The sequence below is a fragment of the Rhizobacter fulvus genome (assembly GCF_964020785.1).
Genome location: NZ_OZ224516.1, coordinates 685,000 through 709,466 on the forward strand (window position 1 = coordinate 685,000; position 24,467 = coordinate 709,466).

General features: G+C 66.3%; 24 protein-coding genes. 11 read left to right on the top strand and 13 right to left on the bottom strand.

Features of this window, described 5'->3' with window-relative positions; all coding sequences use genetic code 11:
- Positions 1 to 105 precede the first annotated feature (105 nt).
- From ACWH49_RS03365 to ACWH49_RS03390, 6 genes are all read left to right on the top strand, one after another.
- Positions 106 to 624, top strand: coding sequence for an OsmC family protein (locus tag ACWH49_RS03365; RefSeq protein ID WP_448170165.1), 519 nt, complete (start codon positions 106 to 108; stop codon positions 622 to 624).
- A gap of 5 nt (positions 625 to 629) precedes the next feature.
- Positions 630 to 1,439: a methyltransferase domain-containing protein gene (locus tag ACWH49_RS03370; protein ID WP_448170166.1), complete on the top strand. Its 810-nt coding sequence runs from the start codon at positions 630 to 632 to the stop codon at positions 1,437 to 1,439.
- A gap of 56 nt (positions 1,440 to 1,495) precedes the next feature.
- Entirely contained in the window at positions 1,496 to 3,025 is a 1,530-nt protein-coding gene (locus tag ACWH49_RS03375; RefSeq protein WP_448170167.1) for a winged helix-turn-helix domain-containing protein, read from the top strand.
- 628 nt (positions 3,026 to 3,653) lie between these two features.
- Complete coding sequence (locus ACWH49_RS03380; RefSeq protein ID WP_448170168.1) at positions 3,654 to 4,103, top strand: BLUF domain-containing protein; 450 nt, start codon at positions 3,654 to 3,656, stop codon at positions 4,101 to 4,103.
- 62 nt (positions 4,104 to 4,165) lie between these two features.
- Entirely contained in the window at positions 4,166 to 4,969 is an 804-nt protein-coding gene (locus ACWH49_RS03385; protein ID WP_448170169.1) for an EAL domain-containing protein, read from the top strand.
- A 704-nt stretch (positions 4,970 to 5,673) separates the two neighbouring features.
- Positions 5,674 to 6,498, top strand: coding sequence for a creatininase family protein (locus ACWH49_RS03390; RefSeq protein ID WP_448170170.1), 825 nt, complete (start codon positions 5,674 to 5,676; stop codon positions 6,496 to 6,498).
- Here the strand turns inward: ACWH49_RS03390 and ribA are convergent.
- Positions 6,495 to 7,685 carry a GTP cyclohydrolase II RibA gene (ribA, locus tag ACWH49_RS03395; RefSeq protein WP_448170171.1) on the bottom strand — a complete coding sequence of 397 codons (1,191 nt, stop codon included), beginning with the start codon at positions 7,683 to 7,685 and terminating at the stop codon, positions 6,495 to 6,497. The two genes, ACWH49_RS03390 and ribA, sit on opposite strands and share 4 nt — an antisense overlap.
- 126 nt (positions 7,686 to 7,811) lie before the next feature.
- On the opposite strand from ribA, the gene ACWH49_RS03400 reads away from it, so the two are divergent.
- Entirely contained in the window at positions 7,812 to 8,828 is a 1,017-nt protein-coding gene (locus ACWH49_RS03400) for a RibD family protein (protein ID WP_448170172.1), read from the top strand.
- Here ACWH49_RS03400 and ACWH49_RS03405 read toward each other — a convergent pair.
- The 7 genes from ACWH49_RS03405 to ACWH49_RS03435 form a co-directional block, all read right to left on the bottom strand.
- Positions 8,825 to 9,586, bottom strand: a complete 762-nt coding sequence (locus tag ACWH49_RS03405) for a hypothetical protein (protein WP_448170173.1) — start codon at positions 9,584 to 9,586, stop codon at positions 8,825 to 8,827. The two genes, ACWH49_RS03400 and ACWH49_RS03405, sit on opposite strands and share 4 nt — an antisense overlap.
- Before the next feature lie 134 nt (positions 9,587 to 9,720).
- Positions 9,721 to 10,812, bottom strand: a complete 1,092-nt coding sequence (locus tag ACWH49_RS03410; RefSeq protein WP_448170174.1) for a glycosyltransferase family 4 protein — start codon at positions 10,810 to 10,812, stop codon at positions 9,721 to 9,723.
- 22 nt (positions 10,813 to 10,834) lie between these two features.
- On the bottom strand, positions 10,835 to 11,251 hold the full coding sequence (locus ACWH49_RS03415) for a 6-pyruvoyl trahydropterin synthase family protein (protein ID WP_448170175.1): 417 nt from the start codon (positions 11,249 to 11,251) through the stop codon (positions 10,835 to 10,837).
- Positions 11,252 to 11,269: 18 nt separating this feature from the next.
- A complete protein-coding gene (locus ACWH49_RS03420; RefSeq protein WP_448170176.1) occupies positions 11,270 to 12,256 on the bottom strand; it encodes a zinc-dependent alcohol dehydrogenase in 987 nt (328 codons plus the stop codon).
- Positions 12,253 to 13,290, bottom strand: coding sequence for a 1-acyl-sn-glycerol-3-phosphate acyltransferase (locus tag ACWH49_RS03425; protein ID WP_448170177.1), 1,038 nt, complete (start codon positions 13,288 to 13,290; stop codon positions 12,253 to 12,255). The genes ACWH49_RS03420 and ACWH49_RS03425 overlap by 4 nt, the downstream gene beginning before the upstream one ends.
- Positions 13,284 to 13,427, bottom strand: coding sequence for a hypothetical protein (locus ACWH49_RS03430; RefSeq protein ID WP_448170178.1), 144 nt, complete (start codon positions 13,425 to 13,427; stop codon positions 13,284 to 13,286). The genes ACWH49_RS03425 and ACWH49_RS03430 overlap by 7 nt, the downstream gene beginning before the upstream one ends.
- Positions 13,428 to 13,575: 148 nt before the next feature.
- Positions 13,576 to 15,222, bottom strand: a complete 1,647-nt coding sequence (locus ACWH49_RS03435) for a sulfatase-like hydrolase/transferase (RefSeq protein WP_448170179.1) — start codon at positions 15,220 to 15,222, stop codon at positions 13,576 to 13,578.
- 582 nt (positions 15,223 to 15,804) lie between these two features.
- Here ACWH49_RS03435 and ACWH49_RS03440 point away from each other — a divergent pair.
- The 3 genes from ACWH49_RS03440 to ACWH49_RS03450 all read left to right on the top strand — a co-directional run bounded on the left by ACWH49_RS03440 (position 15,805) and on the right by ACWH49_RS03450 (position 20,369).
- Entirely contained in the window at positions 15,805 to 18,312 is a 2,508-nt protein-coding gene (locus ACWH49_RS03440; RefSeq protein WP_448170180.1) for an AI-2E family transporter, read from the top strand.
- Between the two features lie 265 nt (positions 18,313 to 18,577).
- Positions 18,578 to 20,083: a DUF4331 domain-containing protein gene (locus tag ACWH49_RS03445; protein ID WP_448170181.1), complete on the top strand. Its 1,506-nt coding sequence runs from the start codon at positions 18,578 to 18,580 to the stop codon at positions 20,081 to 20,083.
- A 7-nt stretch (positions 20,084 to 20,090) separates the two neighbouring features.
- Complete coding sequence (locus ACWH49_RS03450) at positions 20,091 to 20,369, top strand: hypothetical protein (RefSeq protein WP_448170182.1); 279 nt, start codon at positions 20,091 to 20,093, stop codon at positions 20,367 to 20,369.
- A gap of 125 nt (positions 20,370 to 20,494) precedes the next feature.
- Here the strand turns inward: ACWH49_RS03450 and ACWH49_RS03455 are convergent, their stop codons facing one another.
- The 5 genes from ACWH49_RS03455 to ACWH49_RS03475 form a co-directional block, all read right to left on the bottom strand.
- The gene (locus tag ACWH49_RS03455; RefSeq protein WP_448170183.1) at positions 20,495 to 21,115 is read right to left on the bottom strand and encodes an SAM-dependent methyltransferase; all 621 of its coding nucleotides are present in this window, start codon (positions 21,113 to 21,115) and stop codon (positions 20,495 to 20,497) included.
- Positions 21,116 to 21,121: 6 nt separating this feature from the next.
- Positions 21,122 to 21,871: a PIG-L deacetylase family protein gene (locus ACWH49_RS03460; RefSeq protein WP_448170184.1), complete on the bottom strand. Its 750-nt coding sequence runs from the start codon at positions 21,869 to 21,871 to the stop codon at positions 21,122 to 21,124.
- Positions 21,871 to 22,911 (bottom strand): acyl-CoA dehydrogenase, encoded by a 1,041-nt coding sequence (locus tag ACWH49_RS03465; protein WP_448170185.1) that lies wholly within the window; start codon positions 22,909 to 22,911, stop codon positions 21,871 to 21,873. The genes ACWH49_RS03460 and ACWH49_RS03465 overlap by 1 nt, the downstream gene beginning before the upstream one ends.
- A complete protein-coding gene (locus ACWH49_RS03470) occupies positions 22,908 to 23,594 on the bottom strand; it encodes a glycosyltransferase (RefSeq protein ID WP_448170186.1) in 687 nt (228 codons plus the stop codon). Before ACWH49_RS03470 ends, ACWH49_RS03465 begins: the two co-directional genes overlap by 4 nt.
- A gap of 113 nt (positions 23,595 to 23,707) precedes the next feature.
- Positions 23,708 to 23,950, bottom strand: coding sequence for a hypothetical protein (locus ACWH49_RS03475; protein ID WP_448170187.1), 243 nt, complete (start codon positions 23,948 to 23,950; stop codon positions 23,708 to 23,710).
- A 150-nt stretch (positions 23,951 to 24,100) separates the two neighbouring features.
- On the opposite strand from ACWH49_RS03475, the gene ACWH49_RS03480 reads away from it, so the two are divergent.
- Positions 24,101 to 24,460 carry a hypothetical protein gene (locus ACWH49_RS03480; RefSeq protein ID WP_448170188.1) on the top strand — a complete coding sequence of 120 codons (360 nt, stop codon included), beginning with the start codon at positions 24,101 to 24,103 and terminating at the stop codon, positions 24,458 to 24,460.
- The last annotated feature ends 7 nt before the right edge of the window (positions 24,461 to 24,467 follow it).

Sequence of the window (24,467 nt, forward strand, 5' to 3'; positions counted from 1 at the left end):
CAGCGGCAGTTGGTGGCGGCGAATTCACTTGTTTTCACGCGGCGCTCATGGCGCCTCTTGGCGCCGGGCGTAAGACTGGATCACCTTGTCGATTCAGGAGCAGCCATGAGCACCACGCAACGCCTTCGCGACGCCTTCGATCGCATGGACCACGTCTTCACAAAGCGCCCCACCGCGGCGTTGGAAACCAACCTGTCTCGGGCGCGAGTGGTGAATGGCGCCCACTGCGAAGTCGTCGAGAGTGGTTGGCGATTCGCGATGGACTTGCCGGCGGACACGGGAGGCACCGACGCGGGCCCGACGCCGGGAGTGCACGGCCGTGCGGCTCTCGCCGGCTGCCTGGCGATGGGCTACAGCGTGCAGCTGGCGCGCGCTGGAATTGAGCCGCGCAGCATCGAGGTGGAGGTCGAAGCCGACTCCGATCACCGTGGCATGCTCGGCATGACCGACCGTCCGGGCTACGTCGCGCTGCGTCACACCCTCTACCTGGACTGCGACGCGCCTAGGGACGTGGTGCAGCAGGCGATCGAGCGTGCCCAGCGACTGAGCCCCTACCTCAGCATGTTCAAGGCGGCACAGCCTGTCAGCGGCCAGGTCGTGTTCGCGCCTCGCGTGTTGCCGTAGACACCATGGAAGCGCGGCTTCAGTTGCGGGTGCAGCGGTCCGGCTGGGACCGCGCCGCACCCCACTACGACAGGAGTTGGCTGTCGGCCTTGCAGCCGGCGACCGAGATCGTTCTGGATCGAGCAGGCCTGCGCCCGGGGCAGCGTGTGCTCGATGTCGCCTGCGGATCGGGCGTACTCGCCGCGGAAGCCTCGCGCAGGGTCACCGACTCCGGCGAGGTGATCGGCAGCGACATCTCCGAGTCGATGCTCGCCATCGCTCGCGAGCGTGCCCCCGCCTGCCGTTTCGTCCGCGCTGATGCCCAGGATCTCGCGGCCGTGCTGCCGCTCGGGCACTTCGATGCCGTCCTCTGCGGCATGGGTCTCATGTACGTGCCGGACCCGGAAACTGCCCTATCGGCAGCAACCCGCCTGCTCCGCGCGGACGGCCGCATGGTCGCTTCGGTCTGGGGCGAGCGCCGCGCCTGCGTCTGGGCCGGCATCTTCGGGATCGTGGACGCTCGGGTGCAGTCGGACGTCTGCCCCATGTTCTTCCGTCTCGGGACCGGGGACACGCTGGCGGCTGCGTTCCGGTCGGCAGGACTCAAGGATGTCGATTTCTGCCGGGTGCCGGCAACGTTGCACTATCCCTCGGCACAGGCCGCCTGCGATGCGGCGTTCCTGGGCGGCGCGGTCGCGCTCGCCCATGCCCACTTCGACGAGCCGACCCGGGCTGCCGTGCAGACCGAATACCTCGCCTCGATCGAGGCGTTTCGAGACGGCAGCCGGTACAGCTTGCCCAGCGAATTCGTGGTGGCCTGGGGCAGCGCGGCTTAGACGGTGTACCGTGCGCCAGGCGGAATCCGGCCCGCTCGACCCCGGGCCACTCACACATGCGCTATGTCTTCGGCAGGTTTGAAGCAGATCCCGGCAAGCGAACCCTGCTCGCCGATGGCCAACCGCAGCCAATCGGGGCGCGCGCTTTCGATTTGCTGCTCGCGCTGATCCAGCGCAGCGATCGCACCGTGGGCAGCGACGAGCTGTTCGATCTCGTCTGGCCTGGATTGGTCGTCGAGGACAGCAACCTGCGTCAGCAGATTGCGGCCCTGCGCAGGGTTGTCGGCGCGGGCGCGCTCATGAACGTCCCGGGGCGGGGTTATCGATTCACGGCGCCCTGCACCCTCGTCTTTCCATCGGCGGAAGGCAGGAGCGCCGGGCTACAAGGCAGCGCCGGCTCTGCAGAACAGCCCCCCGTCAAGCCCTCGATTGCCGTGCTTCCCTTTACCGCGCTGTCCGAGGACCGGTCGCTTGGTTTCCTGGCCGATGGCCTGGTGGAGGACGTGATTGCCTTGCTCGCGCGCGTTGCTGGTTTCCTCGTCATTTCGAGTTCTTCGACGTTCGAATTCCGCCGGCGCCAGGAAGCTCTGTCGTCGATTGCGCGGCGACTCGACGTACGCTACGTGGTCGAAGGCAACGTCCGGACGACGGGTGACGAAGTGCGGGTATCGACACGGCTCGTCGAGGCCTCGTCGGGTCGCGTGCTGTGGTCCGGCGACTTCGAGCGCAACCGGCAATCGGCGGAGGATCTGCAGGAGGCGATTGCCCGACGCATCATCACCGAACTCGAGCCGGAACTCACGCGGGCAGAGATCGAACTCATTCGCCGCCGCCGCAGCAACGACGTCGATGCCTGGGGGTGCTTCCATCAGGCGACCGCCGTGCTGGCCCGTAACGGGTGGGCCGAAGCAGCACTCGACGAGGCGCGCAGGCAACTGCAACTCGCGTGCGGCATCGACCCCGCATTTGCGCTGGCGCACGCCCAACGCGCACTGCTGACGGCGTTGGGCATGAACACCGGGCTCATCGAACCTTCGGCGGCCATGAACGCCGAGGTGCTTCAGGCTGCCGCACGCGCGCTGGATCTGGACGACCAAGACTCCCGTGTGCTGGGTTACGCCGGCTGCGCACTCGCGGATCTCGGCGACCTTGACCGGGGCACCAGCCTCCTCGAGCGGGCACTGGACATCGATCCGAGCAATGCCCAGGCGCACGTGGCCCTGGGCGCCACGCAGGCGCTGCAAGGCGCGCTGGACGCGGGGATCGCGGGCATGCGCTATGGCATGCGCATCAGTCCGCGCGATCGGCGCCTGGGCTTCTGGGGCTGGGCGCTCGGCACGTTCCTGCTGCGAGCCGGGCGTTTCGAAGAGGCGCTGCAGGAGGCCCGCACAAGCGCCGCTCGCGACTCCAGGCTCTACTTGGCGCCTGTCCTGCAGGCGCTCGCCCTGCAGTCACTCGGGCGCACGGTCGAAGCGCGGCAGGCGTACGCGAACGCGCGCCAACTGAGACCCACGCTCGGACGGACTGACGTGGCCCGCTCACACGGCGACCTGTTCGCCGATGAAATCGAGCAGCTCGCCACCTGAATAGGCTGCGAGTGCGGGCAGCAGTCGTTCACCACCGACGGCTCCTGGCCGATAGTCGCCCTCCTCTGGCGACCGCCCCCGACCCTAAGCAGTCCATTTCGGAGGCCGATTGGGCCGCTGGAAAGCGGTCGTTCGGCTGGAGTGACTAACGCATCTCGCATCAGATAGAGCACGAACCTTGTGTCGCAAGTTTCTGTTCGCTCGGAGCAACTGGCTTGCAAGCGACGCGCGTACTCGCGACTTTGACGATCGACAGCTCGATCTCTATCTTGAGCGCTGACATTTCGAGCGGTTTGCCTACGTGAGCATCGAATCCCGCATCGGCTCCCCCGTGGCGATTCGCCTCACGCGCCATGCCGGAGCCGCGGCGGAGCGTCAGCGACGATGCGAGGTCATCGTCCTGATATTGATGTCACGCGGCAATCTGCATGAGTTGCTCGCCCCGGCCTCTGTCTATCCAGTTGGGCGCTGTCAACGCGGTCCGAAGGCATACCCACCGAGAGTAGAGGCGCGACGGCACGCCTTATCGACGGATCGAACCCGCCCGCCGACCCTCACCATCCAGGACTGCAGATTCGTGATCGATGCCGGGACGAGGCGCCCAAGGGACTTATAGGGGTTGAAGGAGATGTCGGACAGCCTGTTGCGAGTGGTCTACCTCAGCAGGGCCACCCAAACCATCGACGAAGGGACGCTGCAAGCGATCCTGGCCGGATCCGTCGAGAGGAACTCGCGCGATGGCATCACGGGGGTTCTTTGCGCGGGCCGCGATCACTACCTGCAGGTGATCGAGGGCTGCGTGGGGCCGGTGATGACGCTGTACTTGCGAATTCTGGCGGACCCGCGTCATTGCGAGCCGACATTGCTGAGCATCTCGCTGGTGGACGAGCGGCTGTTCGGGCAATGGGCCATGGCCCACATCGAGGGCTCGGCCCGGTCCGCCTTCGCGCAAGAGATCGTGCTCACAGAGACAAGTCTCCATCAGCGAAGCGATCGGGCCGTAGCCATCCTTCGGCGATTTGTTGAAGAGCTGAAAGTGGGTGCGGCATCCGTCGCCGGAACTGCGGTGACGAGTTGAAGTGATTTGAATGAGTGGGCGATCGACCGACAGGTCGGCGCTGGTACCTCGAGGACGAGCAAATGATCAGAATGAAGGTGGCCGCATCCGAATTCGCGGCCCTGAACGACGAGGACAGGGCCTGCGGCGACTGCGGCTCGGCCGCACGAGTTGGCTTCCTGTTCGACTATGCGTACCAGCCCATCGTCGACGTTGGCGCGCGCACTGTCTATGGACACGAGGCCTTGGTGAGAGGCCCCAACGGCGAGGGCGCGATGACCGTGCTCTCGCAGGTCAACGAGCAAAACAGATATCGCTTCGACCAAGCTTGCCGGGTCAAGGCTATCAAGAGCGCCGCCCAGCTCGGCATACGGGAGCGGATCTCGATCAACTTCCTGCCCAACGCCATCTACAAGCCGGAGGTCTGTATCCGCACGACGCTCGAGGCTGCCCGAGTGCACGGCTTCCCGCTGGAGCGGATCATCTTTGAGGTTACGGAGGGTGAGCGCGTCGAGGACGGCCAGTGGCTTTCCCAGATTCTTCGCGAATACAAGCGCTGCGGACTGCTCACGGCAATCGACGATTTCGGCGCGGGGTACGCCGGGCTCACGCTCCTGGCAGGCTTTCAGCCCGATCTGATCAAGATCGATATGGAGCTCGTGCGACACATTGATCGCAGTAGTTCCCGGCAGGCCATCGTACGAGGCCTGGTACGAATCTGCGGCGACTTGGGGGTCAAGATCATCGCCGAGGGTATCGAAACGGCCGGTGAGCGGGACTTCCTCTCCGAGGCTGGCATTCAACTGATGCAGGGTTATCTCTTCAGCCGGCCTGTCTTTCAGGGCGTCGGGCAGATCGACTCCTCGGCTTGGGGCGAAACCGCCTAGGCTGCTGGCGGGCGCGGTCGCGCCATCAACGACCAGGGCCGGGTTTGATTCGCTCCTCTCGCCGCCGGCTTGCCGTCTGAGCACGCGCTTGCTCTGCACCTGATCGAGCGAAGCGTCCGGGATCGGCCTGAAACTGCGGTGGGCGACACGCCTTAAACGCAGGCTCGAGGCTCCTTGCCATTCGCGTCGTGTTGGAATCGCCGGGACTACCAGTTTGCGGCCGTTGCAGGAACCAGCCTTGGGCGGCGATCGCGGGCTGACGACTGCTTCGCCAAGTCGTCGCCGGCGCGAGTCGACCCTGAACCGACCTCCTCGGCCCTGTACTCGCCGCCCCGAAGCGGTCTGTCGGACCCGCGCCGAAACCCCCGAAGGGTAAGCGTCTAGGCACGGCATCTCGACGATGACGGAGGGCTCTATCCAGGCGTTCACGCGACCGGCTGTTGGTTGGCGACGTCATCGTTCTCGGTTCGCTCGCGCCACTTGGCTGTGGCGATGTCTGCACCGTCTGGATGGCGGCAAGCTGCCCGATCGCGTCGACGGGCCGATCGTCCTGGCGTTGACCTTCATGCTCTGCTTCTGCGTGCCACCGCTCATCGTGTTGGCTTGCGCCTCGGGTCGTTGATCGCGCGCAACGGACGGCCGTCAGACCCGGCAGACAGCCACTGCAACTACCATCTGCCTCTATCTCAATCGATGGCGCAACCATGAATCCGCACAAAGGCTCGGCAGGATCGCAGTTCGCGCCCATTGCGCCCACGGCCTTTTGGCAGGACATGCGCACCACCGATTTCGCGACAGTCGATGCAGATCGCACGATAGCGCTTCTGCCTGTCGCGGCCGTCGAGCAGCACGGGCCACACCTGCCGCTGTCGACCGACGCGGTCATCAACGAAGGCATCGTCCGTCTGATGATGCGGCGATTGCCTGCCGACAGCTCGGTACTCGTGTTGCCGGCACTCACGGTGGGCGACAGCCTCGAACACACGGCTTTCAAAGGCACATTGAGCGTGGACCTGCAGGCCTTGCTCGGTCTGTGGCTGTCGATAGGGCACAGCGTGTCGCGAGCCGGCGTGCGCAAGCTGGTGATCTTCAACAGTCACGGCGGGCAGCGAGCGCATGTCGACCAGGTTGCACTGCGCTTGCGCGCGGACTGCGGCATGTTGGTGGTGCGCGCCCACAGCTTTGCGCTGGGCACGCCGACGGGTCTGTTCGACGCCGACGAATTGACACACGGCCTGCATGCCGGCGCGGTAGAGACCTCCGTGATGCTCCACCTGCGCCCTGATCTTGTGCGGCAGGAGGCGCTGGCCGACTTCCCGTCGTCGGGGCGGTCACTGGCCGCGCGGGGCGGCGTGCTGGGCCTGGAAGAAGCGGCGGGCCTGGGCTGGATGATGCAGGACGTCAACCCCGACGGCGCATGCGGCAATGCTTCAGCCGCCACAGCGGCCAAGGGCGAGCGCCTGCTGGACCACTGGGCGGACCGGCTGGTCACGCTGCTGGGCGAGGTCGCCCTGCATCCACGGCCTTAGCCCGCCGCCGGGACAATGCCTGGGTCGTCGCCCGCCGGCAGCGCCGGTGGTACTTGCGCGAAGTGCCCGGCGCGCTCGTGCTTGGTTTGCACATAGCGCGCATTGAACGCATTGACGGGTGCCAGTAGCGCGAGCCGGTCGACGACATCCAAGCCGCCGCGCCGCATGAAATCGATTTTGTGCGGGTTGTTGGTCAGCAACCGGATGCGTGGGATGCCCAGCTGCTTGAGCATCGCCAACGCCGGGCCGAAGTCACGCTCGTCCGCGTTGAAGCCCAGGTAGCGATCGGCGTCGATGGTGTCCAGCCCCGCATCTTGCAGACGGTAGGCACGCAGCTTGTTGGCCAGACCGGTGCCCCGCCCCTCCTGCGACAAGTAAAGGAGCACGCCGCCCGTTTCGGCCAGGTGTTCTATGCCCAGCCGCAACTGGTCGCCGCAGTCGCAGCGCAGGCTGCCGAGCAGATCGCCCGTCAGGCACGCGGAGTGCATGCGCACGGGCACCGGCCGGCTGAGGTCCGGCTGGCCGACGACGATGGCCAGGTGTTCAGCGTCACCATGGGGCTCGCGGAACAACACGAGCGTGCAGTCATCGCAGGCGGCGATGGGTATGTGCGCGTCGCTGACGCGGATCAACTCCGCTGCGACGTCGGAGTCCGACCCTGCGGATGCGCTCACGTCCGTGTCGAAGATCCTCAGCACTTCAGCCTGCCGCAGAGCCGGCAGCGCCGCGGCGTGGAGTTCGAACACCAGCAGCGCGGGAACGAGTCGTGCGCGCTTGGTCAGTCGCAGCGCCCCTTCCAGCACCGGACCGGCGGGCCGCGCACCGACCAGGTCGACGGCTTCCGACGTGGTGGCTGCACCGGGCAGGACCGAAGCAAGCCGCTTCACGCGTTCGACCGTGTACGGGGAATCGAGCAGCAAGGAGCGTGCACCCGAGACCTGCACCCAGCCGATCGCCCGCAAGCGCTCTGCGGTGAGCAGGAGTCGAGGCGCTCCCGCGATCTGAACCAGTGCCTGCAACCGGGCTGCAGTCAGCGTTTCCACCGCGGCCAGCATCACGACGGGGGCAGAAGGATCGGCGCTCTCCATGACCACGTGACGTCCGCGCCGGAACTCCGTCTGCATCCGGTCGAGCCGGATCGCGGCCTGCTCGGCGGCGACTTCAGGGCACGCCTGTTGGAGGTTCATCGAAGGAGGATTCATGACCAGTCTGCCCCTGCAATTTGCATTGTGTCGGATCCCGCCTCACGAGCAGGCGACGTCTCGTGGCCCGGCAGACCCGGCGCATCACCCCGGTCTGAGGCGACGGGTACGATGGCGGCGACGTTCTCGTTGCGACGCCGCCGACAGGCGTTCATGCCCTGGCGCACTCCAGACAACCGGCTTGCGCACCTGCCACCCGCCGCCCATGTCGTACGCCGTATGAATGCCTCGTCCAATTCCGCGCGTTCTACCGCCCTGAACGCCGATGTCCGGTCGGCTGCGGACTTGTGGCCGATCATCCTCGACATTGCAAGGTCGCGTCGCCCTGTCGATGTGTCGACCTTGCGTAACGATACCTTGACCTGGGTGAGCGACATCGGCTGGCAACTGCACGGCCGCTGGGACGCCCAAGCGCTGGACTTGTTCAGTCTGTTCAAGCCCTTGATTGACGTTCGGCGCGAGGGCGGGCCGTGGGTGATCGCCCAGCTCGGCCAGAGCTTGGATGGCTGCGTGGCGACGCGCACCGGCGACTCAAGCTTCATCAATGGCCCCGAGAACCTGCTGCATCTTCATCGCCTGCGTGCCGTGTGCGACGCCGTGATCGTCGGGGCCGGCACGGTCGCGGCCGACAATCCCCGATTGACGACCCGCCGGGTGGCCGGCCCCCATCCAACGCGCGTGCTGCTCGATCCGCGTTTAGGACTTGCCGGCCATGTCGAGACCGCGCATGTCTTCAATGACGGGCAGGCACCGACGCTGTGGCTGTGCGATGCACGGTGGCGGGACGAAGCCGTGGCTCGGGTCGGTGAAGATCGTGTGCTGGCCGTGACCGACCTGCTGCGAGACGACGCCACGCCACAGCTGGAGCATGCCGTGGCGGCGCTGCAGTCGCGCGGTCTGACGCGGCTCTTTGTCGAGGGCGGCGGCGTGACGGTGTCGCGCTTTGTCGCACAGCGATGCCTGGATCGGCTGCACCTGGCCGTGGCGCCCATCCTCATTGGCGACGGCCGACCGGGCCTGCGCTTCGAGGGCCCGGCGCGCCTGGCCGACTGCCCTCGCCCGGAGTGCCACGAGTATCGAATGGGGCTGGATCATCTCTGGGATCTGGATCTGCGCACGTCGGCCTAGGCGGGCGTGGCAACGATATCCACATGCCCGACCCGCAAACGGGTGCCGATGATGCCAGCCATGCGACGGGCCTTCCAGCACTGCACGGCGTCTCGTGCGGCCGGGTCCTGTTCCAGCGCCGCATCCGCCATGCCTTCGACCATCGCGCGCTGCATCTCGGGCGCCAGCGCGCCATCGATGACCCAATCGGTGCACGTCTGCAGCGCCTTGTAGTCGGCGCAAGCCATCTGCTGCAGGGCGACGGCGGCTGCCTGCGATCCCAATGCCGGCCCGAAGCCCTTGTCACGGCGCTGATGTTGGCTGAACAGTCCGTGTACAAGTTCGTCACCCGGGTCGGTCGGACTCCAGGCCATCCGACCGTCGACGGTCAAGCCGAACAGCAAGGCGGCGCGGGCTGCCCGGGCCTGGTGTATCAGCGCCTGCAGCCAAGACACCGACACGAGGTCCAGCAGAGCGGAGGCAGTGACGAGTGGCATCTCGCCGAAATCGAGGCTTGCCAGATCGCGCGCCAGATCGAGACGATGACATACGACCTTGGCGTGGAAGTCGGGGCCGGCGATGTCGATGCCTTGTTCGTCGCTCGCGTCGCCTGTGAGCATGAACCGGTATTCGCGCCGACGCGCCCATTGCGCGAGGGCATCCGGCACCGCAGCCAGCAGCACGGGGTCATGATCGACGAGCCGCCAATGCTGCGCGCCGCCCAGGCCGGGCGCCAACGCGCGAAGGTTCGCGCCATGGCCGCAGGCCAGGTCGATCACTGCGAGCGCCTCCCCCGGTGGTCGTTTTCGCCATCGCGTCAGCCGTCCGGGTAAGTCCAGCGCCCCTGAAGCTGGCTCGCGGGCCGCATGATCGAAGGGCTCACGCAGATGCAGCCAGGCGGCATCGAAACCTCTCATGCGGCGGCACCAGGCGCGTGTTGGTTGTCGAGGGACGCCAGAACCGCCGCAAAGTGCGCGACTGCGTGCGGCCAGGTGGACAGGGCGGCGCGAGCCGCTCGCGCGCCTTCGGCCAATCGGGCGCGAAAAGCGGACTCGTCCAGCAGGGCCGCGAGTGCGGCGCGCAGCGCCACCGCGTCACCCGGTGGCACGAGTACTCCGGCTTCGCGGGGCACGGTGTCTGGGAGGGCACCGACCGCCGTGCTCACGACGGGCAAGCCATGTGCCAGCGCTTCGGCCAGAGCCATCCCGTAGCCCTCGTAGTACGAGGGCAGCACGACGACGTCGGCTTGCCGATACATCGACTGCAGCACACCCGCCGTGACCTCGCCGTGCAGCTGCACCCGATCGCCCAGTCCGAGCTCGGCGATGGTCGCACGCAAGGCGCTGGCCGTGCCGGAATCCCGCGTCGTGCTCCCCACGCAATGCAAGGTCCAGGCGCGGTCCTTCAGGCCGCTCAGCGCCTCGATCAGGACGGCGTGTCCTTTGCGCGGGACGAGGGTCGCCACGCACAGGAACGCCAAGCCGCGGTGCGCCAATGCCACGTCCGATCCGGCGGCCAGCGGCGCGGGGTCGGTACCCGGGGTGACCACATGGGCGCGCTCGGCAGCCACGCCGTACCGAGTCAACTCACGGGCAGTGGCTGCGCTGGTCACGATCACGCCACGTGCGGCGGTCAGTGCGCGTCGCTCGCTGTCGAAGAGCGTGCTGCCTTGCTGTGGGGTCAGGCCCGTCTCCAGTGCCAGCGGGTGATGGACCAACGGCACCCAACGCAGCCGTGCCGCATGCTGCTCTGCCAGGTCGGGCATGGCCCCGAATGCCAAACCATCGACGACCACCAACGCGCCGTCCCTGATGGCGGCCAGCTGCTGCGCGGCGTGGGCCAGCGCGGCAGCGCCCGGCCAGGGGAAGCCGGCATCCAGTGCGACGACGTCGACCGCGCGGCCCGCCGCGCGCAATCCGGCGATGATCCGGCGGTCATAGCCGTAGCCGCCGGTGAGGGTGCCCAGATCACCCGGCACGACGAAGATCAATTCGCGCGCGGACAAGGGGGGATGCCTTTTGGGGACATCAAGCGGCCATGCGCGCAGGCAGCGCGCCCTCGTAGGCGGCCCATGCGACGTGCGACTCGTGCAGGCTCACCTTCAGGTGGCTCAGGCCGCTGGCATTCGAGCCCAGTTCGCCCGCGGCAATGCGGGCGGCCACGCGATCGAAGACGACGCGGGCCAGAAACTCGGTGGAGGTATTGCGTCCCTGGAAGACGCTCTCTTCGTCGAGATTGCGGAAGTTCAACTCGCCCAGCACTGCGTGCAGCACCTGCGTTGCGCGGCCGATGTCGACCACGATGCCGTCCGCGTCCAGTTCGGGCCTGCGCAGTTCCAGGTCGACCACGTAGGTCGCTCCGTGCATGCGTTGCGCCGGGCCGAAGACCTCGCCGTGGAAGCTGTGGGCGATCATGAAATGGTCGCGGACATTGACGCTGTACATGGCCGTTCCTCGCAGTGTTCAATTCCGGGGGTAGTCGATTCGATGACACAAGCCGGCATCCGATGTGGACGCGGCCAGGCGCGCCAGCACCGCGGGCAAGGCAGCGAAGGGCGCCGCGTCGGTGATCAGGGCGTCCAGGGCCGGGTCCGTCAGCAGGGAGAGGCTCAGCGCGATGCGACGGCGATGGCTCCAGCGGCTGCGTTGCGCCGCGGCCACCTGACCCACCTGTGAACTTTTCAGCACCAAGCGGCGCGAATGAAATGCCCCACCCAGCGGAACACTCACGTCCCCCTGTCCGTACCAGCTCAGCTCCAGCACCGTGGCCTCGAAGGCCGCCAGGCGCAGGGCCGTCGCGAGGCCCTCGGCCCTGCCGCTGGCATGGATCACGAGGTCCGCTTCGTCGCGTGCGGCATCGGGCACCGCGAAATTCACGCCCAGCCGTTCGGTCAGTTCGCGGCGCGTCACCTGGGTATCCACGACCTCCACCGCGCAGCCTGGCATGCGGCCCGCCAGCCAGGCGACGAGCAGGCCCACGGTGCCGCCACCCACGACGCTGATGCGATCGCCAAGGCGTGGCGCAGCGTCCCACAGCGCATTGACCGCCGTTTCGAGATTGGCCGCGAGAACGGCCCGCGCCGGCGGCACACCGTCGGGCAGCACATGAACCGCACCGGCCGGCACCACGTACCGCGTCTGGTGCGGGAACAAGCAGAACACCGTGCGACCCAAAAGTGCAGCGGGGCCCTCTTCCACGACGCCGACGCTGCTGTAGCCGTACTTCACCGGGCCCGGAAAGTCGCCCGACTGAAACGGTGCGCGCATGCGCTCGACCTCGCTGGCTAGCACTGCTCCGCGAAAGACCAGGGTCTCGGTGCCGCGGCTGATGCCGCTGTGCAGGGTGCGCACGTGTACCTGATCCCCGGTCGGCTCGGGCAGCGGCTCGGTGCGAAGTTCGGCGCGGCCTGGCTCGACCAGCCAGCAGGCCTGGGCCGATGGTGCCGTCATTGGCTCAGGGACCGCGACACCCGCGGACGCTCGCGACGCTGCAGACGTGCGCCGCGACCGGTGCCGGCATGGGCAGCGCCGGTCTCGGCAGGGCCAGCCGAGACTTCAATCAAATGAAGGATCTCGTCAACGATTGCCGACGGCAACGAATCGGCAGCGCAAGCAAGGGCCTCCTTCGATGGCCCGAACGCGACCCGCGCCACCATCTTCTGGTATTGGGGCCGGGCCACCTGCAGGGCCGCAGCCAGACGTTGCTTGCCATCGGCAGTGCGGCGCAGCAACGTCAGAACGTGTCGCTGCGCTTCTGGCGAAATGACATTGCTGACAACCGCCGGAATGAATCGGGTCTGCGGCACGCGCCTTGCGAACAGGACAAAGCTGTCTGACCATCGAAGCACCGATTCGGCCGCCTTGCGCCGTCCGAAAGTCGCCGGGTCGGGTTCGATTTCGCCGGCCGGGAACGTCAGCAAGGCGCCGCCTTGCTTCAGATGGTTCACGCCAGCCCGCAGCACGCCAATGCCCCCCTCTTCGTGGTCCGGGACCAGGATCAAGTGCCTGGCGACATTCGGCAAGGCACTCAGGAAGGGGCGGTCCAGCGCAATCACGCGCAGGTCGGGACGCGACGCCAGGCTCGCGATGAGCGCGACGGTGTCGGTCATGCCGGGGTGATTGGCGAGAATGACTGCCGGGCCCGCGGCCGGGACATGGTCGCCGCCCGTCACCTGCGTGCCCGCAGCCATCCGGTGCGCCAGCCACGAACTGCCTTGAGCAAGTCCTTGCTCGCCCACCAGCTTGTCGAACTCATGGGCCACACGTGCGAAGCGTCGAGCGTACGGCCAGAGGAGTCGCTGAAGGGGCGTGTGCCGCAGGTACCTCAGCCCCGCGGCTTCGAAGAGGTCATCGAGATTGATGCTGGTCAGGCTGTCGAGATCCGGCGACAAACCTCCTGACGCCGCCGCTACCCGACCGCACCGGCTGTCGGCGATGTCGGCGCCGGTATCCGTCACGCCGCAGCGATACTGGTCAGTCAACACTTCGGACCCCTCAAACTGCAACGTCCCGGCACGTATTCCGAAAACTTGACGTCGAGATGTCCGGTATCGGTATCGGCCTCGGCGTCCGCGCGGGTGTGATTCGCCAGACCCTCAATGTCTTGCACGAAGCCCTTCATCGCCACTCCTCGGTTGATGTGTCCGTGAAATCCATGGCTCGCTCGACCTCGCAGGCGACCCGCTTTCAGGCAGCGGTGGGCAAACAGATATGAAAGACATTGGACTTTCGAAGTCTCCCAGTTTGCCCCGGCATTAGCCCAGGGTTTGTCATTTTCCGGCCCCCGCGCCTTTTTCCACCCAGGGATGTACTTGGTGCAGTTGAACGACGTCAACCTTCTCGCCGAGACGTCGCATGACCCACCGGGTTCTACCGGCAGCCGGTGACATCACTCCGAGATCGATAGCCACTTGCCGCTCGTCGACGTATCTTATGGCCGCTGAACCGAGCAGGGTGGGCACAAGGTCGGCATGCATCGCCGCGGATTCATGGTGGGAACGGAGCCGTTCCCAACGCGCGGAGTTGCTGGCGCGCCATTCATCGCTCGCCCACATGACTGCCGGGACTGTCGTGTCCCAGCGCGTTGGATCTTTCAGCGCGTGCTGAAAAAGCCTTCGCCCGTCGTCAAGCAGGTTCTCACCATGGTCAGCCGTGTACATCACGAAGGACGAGCCCCGCGTCTGCCCTACCTCCGAGATGACGGCATCGACGAATCGGAGGGATTCGGCTACAGCGTTGTCGTAGGCGCGGATGAAATCCGGCAAGGTTGAATCATTTGGGAGTTCAGAAAGCTTCGAGCAGTCGGCCTGGAACGCAGCTGTTGCGGGCTCATAGCGATCGCAGTACGAAAAGTGTGCTCCGTAGGCATGCACCACGATCATTTTCTTGGGCGCGTCCTGCGCGAGCACCCATCTGAGCGATGGCAGAAGGCTTTCTCGATCGGTCTTCTTTGTTGTCAAGAAAATTTCGGTGTTGGCGTCAGGCCACGCAATGCCTCTTTCTTGGACGGCAAGCCAGTAGGTGTGAAATCCAGCTTCCTCGAAAGCCTTCATGAATGTTGCGTCCTTGCTGACCCGAAATGCACCGCCAGGCATTTCGCGCGAGACGAGCAGAGGGACCGACGTGTGTGTGCTGCTGGATCCGGACGTCACATCGCAATAGATGATCGCGTCTTGATGGCTGATGGCGACCTGCTTTTGTCCGCCGCATGCGCCGAGCCGGTCGGCACGCACTGATTCCCCGATGATCAGGACATAGGTCTCGCTCAGCGGGTGAAGTCCCGGCAACCGCGAGACGCCCCAACTCGCGGATGCCGAACGAGGGTTAGTGGGCGCATAGGGCAACGCCGTCGCGGTGAATTCGTCACTGCCGATCGCCGAGGCCGCGGCAATGGAAATCACATTCAGCGGCCACGCGCGCAGCACGGTGTCATGAAAGACGGCGCCGCATGTGACCGCGGCGAAAGTGATTGCCGCAAGGGTGACCGAAGGCCACTTCCCGGGCGCCGTCGGGGTTGACGGAGTGCGAAACAACACCCAGATCGGCACGGCGAGCAGGACCGCGGTCAAGGCTATCCAGTGGGCATGAGGCTGAATTACTGGCCACGCTTCGTGGGGGTCCGGCCGAATCAAGGCCGCCTCGAGAAGGTTGACATCGCGCAGGAGGTCGGCCCCCAAGGCTAGAACGCCGAACAGCGCCGGAACATAGGTCAGGACCAGGAATACTCGAAGCCCCAGGATCGCCCGAAGCAAGCCAAAGAACACTGCGCTCGCGGCAAGGGGGTAGGCGGCGCCAAGATCCCAGACGTGTGTGTCGGTCAGGATGGTCACGGCTGGGATCAGCAGGATCGCGCCCCAGGCATAGTCGATCAGACCGACCACGCCGTGCTGTCTGTTTGCCGTTGATGCAGATGCCACCATGCGCCTCCCGTGGATCGCCATGTTGCGCCGTGAGCTTCTACGCGAACACCTGGGACATGAGAATTGTGACCGAGACAAGCATGAGGAGAACGCCCAAGGACCTACCCGGCGTGCGACCGTGTCGAAGCCGTCGGTGGCGACGATCAGGATGCAGTGGACATGTTCGGATACACCAAGTGGGCGTTGAAGGGACAGATGTCAACGGTTGGCACCGAACGTGTAATGCGCTGTCAGACAGCATCGGAGATGGCTACCGGCCGATGGAATGGCGCGTCGAACGTGACGACGGTGCGAGGAAGGAGCATCACCACGATCCGGAAAAGAGATGCCGCCGGCGACGCAGTGGGCGCGAGCGTCCAGTCGCGGAGTACACCCTGTCTTTCAGCTCGACGTTGAAAACTTGGCTACCCGCTAACGCCGGCTGCCTGTCATCGCCCGCGTACTTACGGTCTGCTTGTAGGAGATGTCCGTACGCGGCTTGAGGCGCTTGCGGACCTGCGCCCGCCCAGTAATCGGATACACCTTGTCTCAGGCGCGGCCGCGCTCTCCACACGGAATGCGCTGAGCATCAAAAGAGAAATGCAACCTGCCACGCCAGACAAGCCGACGCTCTCCGCGCGAACCTCATTGCGCGAGGGGAACGACCAGGCGACGAAGCGTTTCGAGGCGCATTCGCCTGCCGGGTCGAATTGGCAGAGTGCCGTCGGGCTGGTGCCGGAACTCAAGACGATGGCCGGCCTCGTTTCCGCGTCGATCGTCGTGGCGGCCCTGTACTTCGGCCGCGACATCGTGATGCCATTGTGCTTCGCGTTCCTCCTGGGCTTCGTGCTCGGTCCGCTGGTGTCGTGGCTCGCGCGTCGAGGGTTGCCGCGACCTGCGGCGGTGTGTGTCGTGATCGTCGGCACCGTCGGCGCGCTCGCACTGGCCGGCTTGTTCGTCGCCCAGCAGGTTCGCACGTTGAGCGCGGAGCTGCCCACCTATCAGTCGAACATCCGCAGCAAGCTGCACGATCTGAGCGAGAAGGTGCGCGCGCCGGGTGCCTTCGACGGCGTGCTGCGAACGCTTGATGCGGTGAAGAATGAAGTCGAGAAGGACTCACCGCCGGCGGGCGCTTCCACGGGCGGCGAGAAGGTGGCGCAGCGCGTGGCTCCGCCGCAGCGCGTGCAGGTGGTCGAGACGGACCCGACGCCGTTCCGCCGTCTGATGACCTGGTTCGAAGCCGCAAGCGGGCCACTCGCAAGCGCTGGCATTTCGCTCGTCTTCGTCGTTCTGGTGTTGCTCGACCGGCTCGATCTGCGCGACCGCTTGCTGCGCCTCTGGGGCGGCAACCTTCACCAGTCGACGGACGCCATGCACGAGGCTGGCACCCGGATTTCGCGCTATCTGCTGATGCAGCTTGTCGTGAACCTCAGCTATGCCGTACCGATGGCCGCCGGACTTTGGCTGATAGGCGTTCCGGGCGCTTTGCTGTGGGGCGCGCTCGCCGGCCTGCTGCGTTTCGTGCCCTACCTCGGGCCGATGATCTCGGCTGTGTTCCCCATTGCGCTGGCGTTCGCGGTCGACCCGGGCTGGAGCATGTTGCTGTGGACCATCGGTCTGATCGTCGTCCTCGAAGTCGTCAGCAACAACATCGTCGAGCCGTGGCTGTACGGCGCGAGCACCGGGTTGTCGGCGATCTCGCTGATGGTCGCGGCCACCTTCTGGACGGCAATCTGGGGCCCGGTCGGACTCATCATGTCGACGCCGCTGACCGTCTGCCTGCTCGTCGTCGGCCGCCACCTGCCGCGGCTCAAGTTCCTGGACGTGCTGCTCGGAAGCGCCCCGGCGCTGGACACGCCGACACGAATCTACCAACGGCTGCTCGCCGGCGAAGTCGATGATGCATTGGACCTGGCCGCCGAGAGCACGGACGAAGGCGAAGCCACGGCCTTCTACGAAACGGTCGGCATACCGGTACTGCGCATGGCGACGCTCGACCACGCCCGCGTCGCGACGGCAGAGCACCGCCACCGGGTGGTCAACGGCATGGACGCGCTGCTCGACGATCTCGAAGAGCGCCAGCCGGCCGAGGTGTCCGGCCCACCCGCGGTCGCCTGCATCGGCGGCAAGTGGGAGGTCGACAACCTGTCCGCACGCATGCTGGCCCATGCACTCGAGCAGGCCGGCCTGCCCGTGGCGTACCGGCCTGCCGGTACTCTCAGCGCCGATCACGTGGCGGGTCTCGAGCTGGACGGCATCCGCAGCCTCTGTGTGACCTACTTCAGCGCCGAACCCGAAGCGCACGCACGTGCCTTCTGTCGGAGACTGCGGCGGCGCTGGCCCGATGTGCAGATCGTGCTGGCGTTCTGGAACGTGCCACCGGTGCATAACGATGATGCGGCCAAGGCGCTGGGAGCCTCGGCGATCGTCGGCTCGGTCGCCGAAGCGGTCCTGCGGACCGCGGAACTGTCGGGCGTGAAGCTCGGAGACAACTTCATGGAGGCCGCGGTTCCCGACGACGACAGCGTCCGTCTGGCGGCTCTGCGACGCAGCGGCGCGCTCGATCCGCGTGTCGGCGAACTGTTCAACGTCGCCTCCAAGCGCGCCGCTGACGTCTTCGATGTGCCGATGGCCGTGGTGTCGCTGATCGACGAGCACATGCAGACGGTCCGCGGCGCGTTCGGAACGTTGCCGGCCTCGGCCGACGGCAAGGTCTCGGCCGTGGTCCCGGAAGACCTGAACGTGCCGCGCCAGCTCTCGATGTGCGGGCATGTCGTCGTGAACGCGCGGACCCTCGTCGTGCCGGACATCACGCGCGACCTGCGCTTCGCCGGCAATCCGGCGTGGCGCGAGAAGGGCCTGCGCTTTTACGCCGGCGCGCCGATGCGCGACAGCGAAGGCCACGTCCTGGGCACGTTATGCCTGCTCGATGCGAGAACCCGCACGCTGAGCAAGCGAGAGGTCAAGCTGCTGGAAACAATGGCGGGCGAGCTGATCAGTCAGCTCGAGGTCGAGGTCGCGAACTGGGGCGGGTTCCAACCTGCGCCCGCGGTGCCTGATGCTGCGCCGTCGGCGACCGTCGCGCAGTGGCTACCTGGTTCGGCCTGACCTCGATCGGCGTCAGCTCAGCTCCGAAGCGATTGCTTCGGCGAAGTCGTCGAGGTCTTTCCGGCCTGCAGCTCGATAGTCACGCCGTTCAGCACTTTCTTGCCGGCAAGCCGAGCATCGGGCAAGCCCTGTCAGAAACATCCCTGTCCAGTCGAGCTGCAGCCCTACCCGTAGAAGCGGTCTGGCGCGCAGACTGGTGCGATCGTTCAAGCTGATCCCTGACGCAATTCCCGCTACCAATCCAGACTTCACCAAGGAAACTGCCATGACTTTCCGTTCCAACCCTCCGGTCCTGCGCACTCGGGCCACCCAGTGCGCCTTGGCCGCGATGGCCCTCGCAGCCTCCGCATCGTCGTTCGCTTCGAGCCACCGCGAAGCACCGGCCATCGCGATGACGCCGGCCGTCGATGCTGCCGACCTGTACATGTTCCGCAGCTATGAGACCGGCCGGCAGAACTACGTGACCATCCTTGCCGACTACATCCCTCTGCAGGACCCGGCCGGCGGTCCGAACTTCTTCATGTTCGACGACCAGGCGCTGTACGAGATCCACATCGACAACAACGGCGACGCGAAGGAAGACATCAGCTTCAAGTTCCGCTTCACCAACACCTCGAAGGGACAGGCCCTCTCGGTCGGCGGCAAGCAGATCAAGATTCCGTTGATCGACAAGGGCCCGATCTCGGCCGTCAACGACGCCAACCTGAACGTGCGCGAAACCTTCACGGTCGAAGTGTCGCGAGGCGGGCGGCGAAGCGCGGCGCAAGGCAAGCTCACCAACGCCGCCGGCGGAGCCAGTGAGTTCGACAAGCCGGTCGACAACATCGGCGAGAAGACGATTCCCGGCTACGAGGCCTATGCCAACCAGCACATCTACAACGTGGCGATCCCCGGTTGCGATGGCGCCGGCCGCATCTTCGTCGGCCAGCGCAAGGAACCGTTCTACATCGCGGTGGGCAAGTCGCTCGACCTGTTCAACCTGAACCCGCTCGGCGCGGAAGTTGGAGGCAACGCCAACAACCTCGAGAAGAAGAGCGTCACCACCATCGCGCTCGAAGTGCCGATCAGTTGCCTCGCGATGAGCAATGACCCGGTCATCGGCGCCTGGACCACCGCCAGCAAGCGCCAAGGTCGGCTGATCGACGCGGCACCCGGCAAGGGTCTCGGCAAGGCATCGATCGGCGGTGGCGCTTGGGCTCAGGTCTCGCGCCTGGGCATGCCGCTGGTCAACGAGCTCGTGATCGGCCTCGACGACAAGGACCGCTTCAACGCGTCCAAGCCAAAGGACGATGCGCAGTTTGCCGACTACGTGACCAATCCGACGCTGCCGGCTCTTGTCGAGAGCCTGTTCCCGGCGGCCAAGGCACCGACGAACTTCCCGCGGACCGACCTGGTGACGGTGTTCCTGAAAGGCATCGAGGGCCTCAACCAGCCGAAGAACGTGGTGGCATCCGAGATGCTGCGACTGAACACGTCGATCGCTCCTGTCGCAGCCGCCGCACAGAATCCGCTCGGCGTGGCAGCGGGCGACAACGCCGGGTTCCCGAATGGGCGCCGCCCGGCCGATGACGTGACCGACCTGTCGCTACGTGTGGCGATGGGCGCGCTGTGCGTGCTCACAGGTGCCGGCGATACCCTGAAGGTGGGCTGCAAACCAGCAGATGCGCCCGCCGGCGCGCTCCCACTGACCGACGGCGTGCGCAAGACGGCCACGGCGTACCCGACGACCTTCCCTTACCTGGCCGCCCCGCTGCCGGGCAACGCGGAGTGACCTCGCCATGACGATCTACACCGACTCTCGAAAGAGCAAGGGCACGCTGCGAAGCGCCCTCGGCACCATTGCGGTGGCGAGCATCGCGATGGTCATGGCAGGTTGCGGGGGCAGCGACGACGCGCCCGATCCCTACGAGGTCAGGGGAGAAACGATCACAGCCTCGGCGGCGTCCTCGCCCGCCTCGTTCATCAGCTACATCGCGGGCCTGCCGGCCAGCGATGCCGACGAGCCGCTGGTCCTGGACGGGTTCACCGCACCAACTGACGACACGACCGAGCTCTGAAAGCTTCAGCGCGCGCCAGTTAGGAAAGCGAGGCTTTCGATCACGTAACAATGTCGCCAATCTTTGACGGGAGGCAGTGGTGTCTTGCATCTCTCCTCGCGCGCGCCTATCAGTAGCACGCAAGTTCACCCGCAGGCGGGCACCAGGCGTTCGCGCTCACCGATCGAACGCCGATCCGAACTCCAGACCTCGAGGCGAAAATCGGGATCGACAAGCGACCATATCCGAGGGACGGGGAGAGCCTGGGCCAGCGCGGCGTGAACCGCGTCGCCGCTCCAACGGCAGTCTCCGATCGCATGTCGCCAGTGGCAGGCCACGAGGTCCCCGCCGGGCGCGAGCGAGGCGATCGCTTTCGTGGCGAGGGTCGACAACGCCGCAGCGTCCAGGTAATACGCGACTTCGCTGATCACGATGAGATCGAAGCGGCCCTCCGGCCAGTGCTCGGGTGTCCAGGCCTGAAAGCTGCGCACGTGGGACAACCCCGCGACCCTCCGCTCGGCGAGAGCGACCGCTTCGGCAGCGCCGTCGGAAATCAGCAGCCGATCGCAGCGTGTCGCAAGCTCAGTCGACAGTGCGCCATTGGCACAGCCCGGCTCATAGCCGCTGGCGTATCTCGCCTTCGGCAGACACGCAAGGGTCAGCGCGCGCTTGCGCGCTTCGTACCAGCGGTATTCGTAACCCCACGGGTCTTCGCTCGCCGCGAAGAGCTCGTCGAAGTGATGTCGGGGATGTTTGACGCCGCTCATCAGGTGTCAAACGAAAAGGTATTCGGTGTCCCGCGCGGCGCGCGCCAGCACCTCTGGCCCCAACACCGCCGTGCCGCCGACGCGCGGGCTCAGCTGTGTCTCGTGCGCTCGAAGGGCGGCTGTCTTGCGGGCAAGTGCGTCGGAGGGCAGCGCAAGCGCGCGCAGGCGGTGCCACGGAACACGTGGGTCATCGGGCCCGCTCCAGTGCCACATCCACACTGGCGCCTCCAACAGGCGGCAACCGACTGCCTCGCACGCAGACGCGGTGGCCGACCCGGTCGCCTCGTGATCCGGATGACCATCGCCTTGCCACGTGGTGACGACGGTGTCGTCGGAACGAAGCACCCTACGCAGCGCGTCTTCCAAGTCCACGCCAAACGCCGCGACGCTGCCATCCGGCACGGCCAACGACGTGATGGTGTCGACGCTCACGCCCAGGCGCTTAAGCCCCGCCTGGCGTTCGGCCCGGCGCGCGGGCGCCAGGCGCAGCGGCGGCCAATCGGCATCCGCCTGGTGACTCGCCTCGCCATCGGTCACGGCGACGATCGCCACAAGACCGCCCCGTTCCGCGTGGCGCGCGAGCAAGCCGCCGCATGCCAGGACTTCGTCGTCCGGATGTGGTGCCACGGCGACCACCCGGGCACTCGATGGGACCGCCTCATCGAGCGTCAACGAGGGCGGCCGCAGGTTTCGGAGCCATATCTGCCACTCCCGCTCGGGCGTGAAGGCTTCGACGCGTATCGGTCGGTCGCCCATCACAGCGCCCAGCCAGCGCCATGGTCGCGGGAAAGCCCACCCAAGGTAGCCAGGTCACGCTCGGCGTGGCTTTGGCGGACGAATACCGGCAGGTCGGCGGCAAAGCGCGCAAAACGGGCATCGCGGCAATACGGCGTCGCACCGAGTGCCCTGCCGACCTCAGCCAGCACGAGCGTAGCGGTCTCTTCGGCGCTGAGCCGGGCGCGTAGCGCGACGGCGCCGGCGTCGGCGGACGGGTTACGGTCGATCCACGCCGCACACTCGCGCACCAACGCCGCCGTGGCCGACAGTGCAACGTCGACCCGGCCGAGAGCCGCAGCTTGGAAGGGGTGGGGCGAACGCGTTTCGTGGCTCACCGACCGACGCAGCATGTCGGCGATCGCCACCGCGCCCCCGTACCAGCAGGCGGCGATGCCGGCGCCCCCTTGCAAAAATCCGGGCCGGTCGATGTAAGCTCCCGGCGCGCCAATCAGGCACGCACGCGCCTCATCGAAGGCCACGTCCAGACTCGCACTGCCGGCCATGCCGACCGCCTGCCAGGCGCCATCGGAGACGCGCACACCCGGCTGACGCACGTCGACGCTGACGAGTTGCCGCCGACCATCGTGGTGCCACGCGGTCACCAGTGCGCGGCCGGCGCTGGCCGCTCCGGAACACCAGCACTTAGCGCCACCGAGTCGAACCTCACGTCCAACCCCGCTTGGACCGATCAGGGTTCGCCCATGCGGCGCTTCGGCCGCCCACACGCCCCAGGAAGTGGACGTCGTTCCCTGCGCTTCCGCCTGTTCGCCCAATTCGGCAAGGATCGCGAGGGCGTCGGTGTGTCCCTCGTACAGCTTCGCGAGCGACAGATCCACTTCCGCGACGGCAGCCAGTGCCTGCCAGCGCAGCAACGTGTTGCCTCGTCCCGGAAGAGGCAGCGCGTCCAAGCCCTGCTGGATCAGCCGATCCAGTTGCTCCGGGGCCGTCAGCTTTTGATCGAGGTTGGCGAGCGCCTCGGTCAGCGCCTCCAACTGGAACGACGTGCCTTTCGCGCTCACTCACTTGCTCCGAGATCCGGGCCATCACCGAGAGACAGCTCCACGCGTGCCAGGGTCTCACCGAACCCACCGGGCGCGCGGTAGCGACGCCGGGCACTCGTGACAACCCGCGGCGCCGCCGACCAGGCGATCGATGCGCCATGGTGCCGCAACGCGTTCACCAAGGCGACATCTTCGCTGCTGGCGATCGGCGGGAAACCGCCGACGTCGCGGTAGGCCGCCGACGTCACACCCAGGTTTGCACCGTGGATGTGGCGATGACCATCGACATCCGTGTAGGTTTCGAGGTGGTGACGTCGCAGTCGTTCGCCGTAATCACCCCAGTCATCCACCTCGATGGTGCCGCAGACTGCATCACTGCCTTGCGCGAGCTGAGCAGACAACCATTCGGGACCTACGACCGAATCCGCATCGGTGAACGCGAGCCAACGCGCGCCCGCCATCATCGCGTGGCACGCCCCTCGAGAGCGCGCGATCCCGACGTTTCGGGCGTCGATCGAAATCACCGTGGCCCCGGCGGCGAGCGCGATTTGGGCCGTGTCGTCGGCGCAAGCGTCGGCCACCACGACGACCACGACCGGTTCGCTGTCAAGGGCGTGATTCCGAGCGGCCTCTCGAACGGACATGACGCACGTGCCGATGTGCGCTTCCTCGTCATGAGCCGGTATCACCACCCCAAGCATCGCAACTCCCCTGAACACGGCAACTACCGCGCAGCAGAAGGTAATGGAAGGTGCGCGCCGCGCGATGTGGGCGCTCCTGCCGCTTGGGCGTAGGCCAAGGCCCCCCGGCGAGTTCAGTGCGCTTGGGAGGTCTCGGTCTTCCTGGCGCCACAGATGTTCATGACGGCAAGGCACACTTGCAGCGCGATGAGCGCATACGCACTCGAGTACCAGCCCCAGACGATCCAGAGCACGTTGCTCAACATGAACACCCAAAAGCCGATGTTGCGACGCCGCTCCTGGTCGGATGCGACGAGCCAGGCGGCCGCGACCGTGACGCCCATGGCAGGCCACTGAATCAGGTTTATGTCGATCATGCAGTTCTCCAGGTCTGCCAGATGATCTCGGAGCCTCGTGCCTGCCGCCAGCAAAGCTCCAGACGACCTGATGTAGGACAACGTGACGTAAGACATCAACGAACGAGTCTGCGCTACGTGCCTAGATCGCGCGATCATTTGGCGAAGGTCGTGGGGCGCAAGATCGGCGATTCGATGTGGGCGGTCTATGCGAGCCGGGCCTACATCGAGCGCCACGGGCAACCCGCGGGCATCGAGGACCTCGCCTCACACGCGCTCGTCGGCTTCGACGACACGATGGCCAGGCACCGCATCGCACAATGGCTGCGTAACGTGGCGCCGGATGCACCACTCGCAGCACGCACACGCAGCGCGCAGCGCGCAGCACGCAGCACGCAGCACGCAGCACGCAGCAGCAGTGTTCTCGGCCTGATCTACTCGGTCAAGGCGGGCATCGGTATCGAGCCGCTGCCGCTGTCGCCCTGCGGCCCATCCTTACGGGATGATTCATACATCGATCGACGCCTGTAATGACTGC